This window comes from Paenibacillus pinistramenti (assembly GCF_005869875.1).
GTDB classification, from domain to species: Bacteria; Bacillota; Bacilli; order Paenibacillales; family Paenibacillaceae; genus Fontibacillus; species Fontibacillus pinistramenti.
Genome location: NZ_VAWG01000015.1, coordinates 80,350 through 88,235, shown reverse-complemented (window position 1 = coordinate 88,235; position 7,886 = coordinate 80,350). Strand labels below are relative to the sequence as shown.

The following is a 7,886-nucleotide window of genomic DNA, read 5'->3' as shown; positions in this document are numbered from 1 at the left end:
CCCCCCCGGCCCCGGCGGCGGCGGGCCGCGCGCGCCGCGCAGGCTGCGGCGGCGCGCACTGGAAGCGGCCGCGCGGCTCGAGGCCGCGGCCGGACTGCTTGCTCCTCACCCCGCCTTCGGGACCGGGGTGGAGGAGCTGCGCAAGCGGGCCGCGGAGCTGCGCCGCGGCCGCTTCACGGTCGCGCTGTTCGGAGCGTTCAGCGCGGGCAAATCCTCGTTCGCCAACGCCCTGCTCGGCGAACCGGTGCTGCCGGTGTCTCCGCATCCGACCACCGCTGCAATTGGCCGGATATTGGCCCCGGAAGACGGATTTGAGCATGCTACCGCCAACATCCAGTTCAAGACGCTCCAGGCAATGGAAGAGGACCTTGCATTCTCATTCAGTGCCTTGCAGCTTGGAGACTGGAAGCCGTCCAGCTGGCTGGATACCGTAAACAAGCTTAAGGCAGGCCAGATTCCTGCAGCGGGGCGGGCGCATTTCAGCTTTCTGAAGGCTGCAGCCGCCGGGTGGCAAGACATGGCGCCGAATTTAGGCTCTAGCAAGATAACCGGTCTTGAAGAGTTCAGGAATTATGTGGCAGAGGAGACCAAAGCCTGCTTTGTGGCCTCCATTGACCTCTATTTCAGCTGCCCGCTGACGGAGCAGGGCATTGTGCTGGTGGATACTCCTGGTGCAGATTCCATTCATGCGAGACATACGGGCGTTACCTTTCAATATATGAAGAATTCGGATGCTATTTTATTTGTTACGTACTATAACCATGCTTTCTCAAGAGCAGATAAGCAGTTCTTGTCCCAGCTTGGCCGGATCAAAGGCAGCTTTGCCCTTGATAAAATGTTCTTTATCGTCAATGCAGCCGATTTGGCCGCTTCCGGGGAGGAGCTGGACCAGGTTGTCGAACATGTGCGGGATGGCCTGCGGGGAGCAGGAATATCCGAGCCGAACATTTTTGCCTTGTCCAGTCATCAGGCCCTTAAGGAGAACAAGGGCGGGACTGCCTTGTTTGCAGATACAGTGAATGGTGTGAACAGCGAGGAAGCTTTGGAAGCGGCCGGCGGATTCTCCCGGTTTGCTTCGCGTTTCTCTTCGTTCCTCGAAGAGGACTTGAGCCGCCTTGCTGCGGCAGCTGCAGCGGCCGAGTTGATTCAGCTCAAAGACAGACTGAGCAAATGGAATGAAACGGCTGAACAATTCCTAAGCGACAGGGACGCGCAGCTAGAGGCATTGCAGCAGGAGCGAGTGAATTTTGAACAGGCGGTTACCGGACTGAAAGAAGCGGATATCCGTGCAGAATGGACACAGGAATGCGAAGAGCTGCTCTTCCATGTCATTCAAAGGCTGCGCTTGCAGGCGCTTGATCTTTTCTCGGAATTTTTCCATCCTTCGCTTCTGCAGGAGGGGCAGGGTGAGCTGAAGCATCATTTTGCAATTGCGATGCGGGGATGGCTTGACCAAACGTCCTCGGAGCTGGAACGCGAGCTTCTTGCCACTTCTCTCCGGTTAGAGCGCAAAGGAGAAGCACTTCTGCTGAGAGAAGCTGCTTCATGGTGCCGTTCCCACAGTGAAGGTTTTGACATGCCTCTGACCGCACCAGCGGCGCTTGCAGACTGGGAGAGTGCTGCCATTCCGGAAGGACTTCTCCGTTCGGAGGGCATAACCCCGGCTGCCTACTGGTCCTATTTTAAGAATCCTAAACATTTCTTTGAGGGCAGCGGCCGGTCGGCTCTGCGTGAAGCTTTGGAGAAGCCGCTGGTTGAACGCCTCAAAGAAGCGGTTAGCAGAGGCGAGGAATTGTTCAAAGCCCATTATTTACAGGCCGTCAAAGACAAACAGGAAGAAATTGCTCAGCATTTCCTTGAGCTTTGGATGGAATGGCAGGAAAGTATTCAAAATTCCGGAGTATCCGCGGAAGACTTGCAGCAATGGAAATTCACAGCAGTTCAATTAGGCCGATATTGCGAGGAAATGGAAGCATTTTATGAAGTATAACACGTTTTATACGAGGAAGATCGCTTCTCATACGGAAATAAAGAAGAATTCGCGTTTTTCTCCCCTTTGCCGCATTAAAACGAGAGTGATAAACTGCTAAAAGCTAAGTAAAGTGAAGCAAAATCTCAGGAGGGGGAGACGGTTTTCACCTTTTTTTGGCAAAGCGCTAACAGGCTCCGCTAAAGCTGCGCCCCACAAAACTTAAGCGTAAGCTTTCGAGGCAAGTTTTGTTTGCTTCGCTTAAGCTGCGCGCCACAAAACTTAAGCGTATGCTTTCGAAGCAAGTTTTGCTTGCTCCGCTTAAGCTGCGCGCCACAAAACTTTTAGGAGGAGAGACATGGAAGTTCTCAGGCAATTGCGGCGATATTATCAGGAGAGAATGAGCTATCTGGTTCTTTCGATTCTGTGTCTGGCCGCCGCGACCGCAGTCGGGCTGATAACCCCGAACCTGCTCAGAATATTAATTGATGACGCTATCATACCGGGCGATTTTGACACGGTGCCTATGCTCGCTGTTACCGTGCTGCTGGTCGTGATTGTGAAAGGCCTGCTTCAGTTTGCGCATGGCTTCTTCGGCGGACGGCTGGGGAATTTTCTGGCCTACCGGCTGAGAAATGCGTGTTATGAGAAATTGCAGTTCTTATCGTTTCGTTATTATGATACCGCCAAAACAGGTGATTTGATGTCCCGGCTTACCGGGGACCTTGAAGCAATCCGGAACTTTATCGGCTTCGGCTTTGCCCAGCTGCTGAATGTATTCTTTATGGTCTTGTTCGGATGTATCATGATGTTCTCGATCAACTGGCAGTTAACGCTGGTCACTCTGGTCACGATGCCGTTTTTGGCAGCGGTTGCGCTCCGCTTTGAATCCAAGATTCACCCGGCATTTCAGGAGATGCGCCTGGCGTTAAGCTCGCTGACTACAGCCGTTCAGGAGAATATTACGGGCGTCAGAACGGTCAAATCTTTTGCAAGAGAAGATCATGAAGTGACGAAGTTCTCCGACCGCAACGAGCGGTATAAGACGAACCAGATTTTTACTTCCGGCTTGTGGAGTAAGTTCTTCCCGGTTATGGAGCTTCTGGCTTCAGTCAGTGTCGCAATCCTGCTGGGCTTCGGCGGGTCGCTGGTCATTAACGGCAAGATGAGCATCGGGGAGCTTGTAGCCTTCTTCAGCTTGATCTGGTATATTATCGGCCCCATGTGGGGGTTAGGCTTCCATATCAATAACTATACCCAGTCCAAGGCATCCGGTGAACGTGTTCTTGAAGTGCTGAACCAGCAGGTTGATGTCGATGACAAACCCGATGCAGTTGAGCTGGAGCAGGTGAAGGGGCATGTAATTTTTGATCATGTAACATTTGCTTACGGGAACAAGATGCCTGCTGTCGTTGACATTAACTTTGACGCTAAGCCTGGCAGCATAATCGGCTTTCTTGGCGGTACAGGTTCGGGAAAATCGACCATTATCCAGCTTCTCATGCGGGCTTATGATGTTAATCAAGGATCCATAAAGCTCGACGGAATAGATATCCGGGATTATGGCATCCGCAGTCTGCGTTCCCAAATCTCCACCGTGTTCCAGGAGACGTTCCTGTTCTCTTCCTCTATCCGAAATAATATTGCTTATGGTCTGAATAACGTTTCCATGGAGGATGTAATGCGGGTTGCCAAACTGGCGAAAGCTCACGATTTCATTATGGAAATGCCGGACGGCTATGATACGGTAGTCGGTGAACGCGGCATGGGGCTGTCGGGCGGACAGAAGCAAAGGATTGCAATTGCGCGGGCGCTGCTGAAAAATCCCCGCATTCTGGTTCTGGACGATGCTACCAGTGCGGTGGACATGGAGACCGAACATGAAATTCAGGCCGGCTTCCAGGAGGTTATGAAAGGGCGTACAACGTTTATTATTGCGCACCGCATCTCTTCGCTCCGCCATGCTGACGAGATTCTTGTTCTGGATCAGGGACGTGTCATCCAGCGCGGCACCCATAACGAGCTCATTCAAGAGTCAGGCGCTTATCAGGATGTTTACAAAATACAATACGCGGATTATCTGGCGAAAGTGAACGCTGGGGAGAGGGAGTGAGCAGATGAGCAGTAATCTTGATCCTAAGCAAAAAGTAAACGGCTCTGTGAACGGCTCACCCGCTCCTGACAGCGGGAACACAGGTGCAGCCGCCGTCAGCCAGGACCGTTTTGTTTATAAAGACGACGATGTCATCGACAAAGCGTTCGACTGGAAGCAGTTTACCAGACTGTTCGGCTATATGAGACCTTACGCCAAACAAATGCTGCCGCTTGTCCTCATTATGATGGTGCTGGGAACGGTAACGAAGCTTGCGGTTCCCTTCCTGACTAGTATGGCAATCGACAAGGCGATTGCTCCCGAGGACGGCAGTCCCAGCACAAGGCTGTTATTTATCATTACGGTAAGTGTCATTGTTCTATACCTGATCCAATGGATTGCCGGTGTATTCCGGATTAAGTACACCAATATTATCGGCCAAAGAGTCATTTATGACCTGCGCTCTGACCTGTTTAAGCATATCCAGAAGCTGTCGTTCAACTTCTTTGATAAGCGTCCTGCAGGATCAGTTCTGGTCCGCGTTACCAACGACATTAACTCTCTTCAGGAGCTGTTCACGAGCGGGGTCGTCAACCTGATGATCGACTGCGTGCAGCTGGTCGGCATCGTCATTATTTTGCTGCTGATCAACTGGAAACTGGGTCTTGCCGTCATGGTGACGGTTCCGATTATGTTCGTGGTGTCAACCAAGCTGCGTCAGAAGATCCGGATCGCCTGGCAGGAGGTCCGCCTGAAGAACTCCCGGATTAACTCCCACTTGAACGAATCGATCCAGGGGATCCGGGTTACCCAGGCTTACACGCAGGAACAGGAGAACATGAAGTTCTTCGACCGCATGAACCTGGACAGCCGTAAATCCTGGGACAAAGCTTCGGCAATGAACCAGGCGTTCGGTCCAATCATTGAAATTACGGGCGGACTCGGCACCCTGATTCTCTTCTGGCTGGGCGCCTATCTGATTCAGCAGGGGCAGTTAACCGTCGGTCTGCTGGTTGCGTTCAGCAACTATGTCAGCAACTTCTGGGACCCGATCAACCGGCTGGGTCAAATGTACAACCAGCTTCTTGTTGCGATGGCTTCCTCGGAGCGGATATTTGAATATCTGGACGAGGAACCGATGATCCAGGATAAACCGGGCGCAGTGCCGCTGCCGAAGATTACCGGGGATATCCAGTTTGAGAAGGTAGTCTTTGAATATGAAAAAGGCCGCGCCGCGCTTAAAGGCATTGACATTGACGTTCACGCCGGCCAGTCTATTGCGCTTGTCGGACATACCGGATCAGGCAAGAGTACGATCATTAATCTGATCGGGCGGTTCTACGATATCTCCAGCGGGAAAATTACGATCGACGGATACGATATCCGGGATGTGACCGTGCAGAGCCTGCGCCAGCAGATCGGAATCGTGCTTCAGGATACGTTTATCTTTTCCGGTACCATCCGCGATAACATCCGGTTTGGCCGGCTTGACGCAACGGATGAGGAAGTCGAGCAGGCGGCCCGGGCGGTCAATGCGCATGAATTTATCGAGAAGCTGCCCGGCGGCTATGATACAGAAGTTGAGGAGCGGGGCAGCGCATTGTCCATGGGACAGCGTCAGCTTCTCTCCTTCGCACGCGCCCTGCTTGCGGATCCCCGGATTCTCATCCTGGATGAGGCTACGGCGAGCATCGACACAGAGACCGAGCTGAAGATCCAGGAAGCGCTGAAAGTTCTGCTCAAGGGAAGAACCTCGTTTATCGTCGCCCACCGGCTGTCTACGATCCGTCATGCAGACAAGATTATTGTGCTGGATCACGGCGAGATCAAAGAGCAGGGCAGCCACAGGGAACTTGTTGAACGGGAAGGCATTTATAATGGGTTAATTGAGGCGCAGTTCCGCTTCTTGTAAAGAATTAACAGGAAGAATGTAAAAAGATCACCAGATATTTGTAAGGTAATGTCGAAAAGTTTGTAAATTCTTTAAAGAGCACTCTTGCATTATGGCTAAGAAACCCGGAAAATAGATAATAGAGACAGATTATCTATAGGGGGTTTAACAGCCGATGCGGGGTGCTCCTTTTCATTCAGGCTCCAAAACCATGCTGCTGCTGGGCAGCGGCGAGCTTGGCAAGGAAGTGATTATTGAGGCACAGCGCCTAGGTGTCAGAACCATCGCCGTTGACCGGTACGAGAACGCTCCTGCTATGCAGGTAGCCCACGAAAGTTATGTCATCGATATGTTAAACGGAACGGCCCTTCAAGAGTTGATTCGAGCGAAACGTCCGGACCTTATTGTTCCTGAGATTGAGGCCATTGCAACCGATGCGCTCATCGAGCTTGAGGAGGAAGGGTTCCATGTGGTTCCTACTGCAAGAGCGGCCCGGCTGACCATGGACCGGGAGGGCATACGCCGTCTGGCGGCGGAGAAGCTCGCGCTTCCTACTGCAGCTTACCGGTTCGCAGACAGTCTTGAAGAGCTGAGGGCAGCAGTTGAAGAACTGGGCACGCCATGCGTCGTGAAGCCGCTGATGAGTTCTTCAGGCAAAGGGCAGACGGTCTGCAGAACCGCTGAAGAGGCTGCAGCAAGCTGGAACGCAGCTGTCGAAGGAGCCAGGGGCAGGACCACAAGAGTGATCGCAGAAGCCTTTGTGAATTTTGACAGTGAAATTACACTATTGACGGTGCGTTCTGTTTCCGGCACAATTTTTTGCCCGCCAATCGGACATGTTCAGAGAGACGGAGATTACGTGGAGTCCTGGCAGCCGCACTTCTTGACAGACGCGAAGCTCGAGGAAGCCAAAGCGATTGCGAAGAAAGTGACAGACGAGCTTGGCGGATACGGCTTGTTCGGCGTCGAGCTGTTTGTAACTGCTGACGGCATCGTGTTCAGTGAGGTTTCTCCAAGACCGCATGATACTGGGATGGTCACGATGGCTACTCAGGATTTATCGGAGTTTGCGCTTCATGTCCGGGCTGTTTTGGGTCTGCCGGTTGAAGAGGTGCATTTACATACACCGGGTGCCTCGGCAACCTTGAAAGCAGACCGTGAAGGCACCGGATTTAACATTTCCGGCATGGAGGAAGCCTTGAAAGTGCCCCGCACGCAGGTTCGGATCTTCGGGAAGCCGAATACGAAGCCGGGCCGGAGAATGGCTGTAGCGCTCAGCGCTGCAGAAGATGTGGAAACCGCACGCAGCCGCGCCAAAGCCGCGGCAAATCTATTAAAGGTGGAGTGGTCTTAAATGAGTAGTGAGAGTTGTTGTGCCCCCGCGTTTGTCATTCGGAAATGCTCCTCGAATGATGCGCAAGCCATGACGTCTTTGATGCGCCAGTTAAGTTATCCGACTACACTGAACGTGATGAAAGAACGTCTCACTATGATGGATAAGCAATCCTCGCAGTTCTCGTATGTAGCGGAACTGGATGGTGAAGTGGTGGGCACAGTCGGTCTGGAAGTTGTCCGCAAGCAGGACATGGAGAAACCGGTTATGTTTATTACTTCGCTGATTGTGGATAAGAGATTTCGCAAGATGGGTTTGGGCAAGAGGCTGGTGGACAAAGTGGAAGAGATGGCATCCGATCTGTCCTGCAGCCACATGCATGTTGGCTACAAAGCCGAGAGAGGCCCGGGTCCAGCCAAAGATTTTTATTTGAAGCAAGGTTTCGAGTGTACCGGCTATCGTCTTAGCAAACCGCTGTAAACGATGATTTCCAGGCTTCACTTTAATAGATTTACCTGTTTGATTTCTGTTTGAGGCATGCAAACGTTTTGCATGTCTTTTTTTTGTCTTCATTTAATGCAGGTTTACAATTCTCTTTACA

5 protein-coding genes are annotated in these 7,886 nt (G+C 52.2%); all 5 read left to right on the top strand.

The annotated features are described in order from the left end of the window. Nucleotides 1-1,990 (top strand): dynamin family protein (locus FCN15_RS15540; protein WP_203232165.1); only part of this gene is annotated, 1,990 nt, incomplete at its 5' end. Nucleotides 1,991-2,327: 337 nt separating this feature from the next. Next, nucleotides 2,328-4,082, top strand: a complete 1,755-nt coding sequence (locus FCN15_RS15535) for an ABC transporter ATP-binding protein (protein WP_138495902.1) — start codon at nt 2,328-2,330, stop codon at nt 4,080-4,082. 4 nt (nt 4,083-4,086) lie between these two features. Then, entirely contained in the window at nt 4,087-5,973 is a 1,887-nt protein-coding gene (locus tag FCN15_RS15530; protein ID WP_138495901.1) for an ABC transporter ATP-binding protein, read from the top strand. 154 nt (nt 5,974-6,127) lie between these two features. Continuing rightward, nucleotides 6,128-7,306, top strand: a complete 1,179-nt coding sequence (gene purT / locus FCN15_RS15525) for a formate-dependent phosphoribosylglycinamide formyltransferase (protein ID WP_138495900.1) — start codon at nt 6,128-6,130, stop codon at nt 7,304-7,306. Nucleotides 7,307-7,375: 69 nt separating this feature from the next. Next, entirely contained in the window at nt 7,376-7,765 is a 390-nt protein-coding gene (locus tag FCN15_RS15520; protein ID WP_162515378.1) for a GNAT family N-acetyltransferase, read from the top strand. The last annotated feature ends 121 nt before the right edge of the window (nt 7,766-7,886 follow it).

What these genes read in the sequence shown, in the direction of transcription:
- FCN15_RS15520 (WP_162515378.1), top strand. Translation starts at nt 7,376, where the DNA reads ATGACGTCTTTGATGCGCCAGTTAAGTTATCCGACTACACTGAACGTG.
- FCN15_RS15530 (WP_138495901.1), top strand. Translation starts at nt 4,087, where the DNA reads ATGAGCAGTAATCTTGATCCTAAGCAAAAAGTAAACGGCTCTGTGAAC.
- FCN15_RS15535 (WP_138495902.1), top strand. Translation starts at nt 2,328, where the DNA reads ATGGAAGTTCTCAGGCAATTGCGGCGATATTATCAGGAGAGAATGAGC.
- purT (WP_138495900.1), top strand. Translation starts at nt 6,128, where the DNA reads ATGCGGGGTGCTCCTTTTCATTCAGGCTCCAAAACCATGCTGCTGCTG.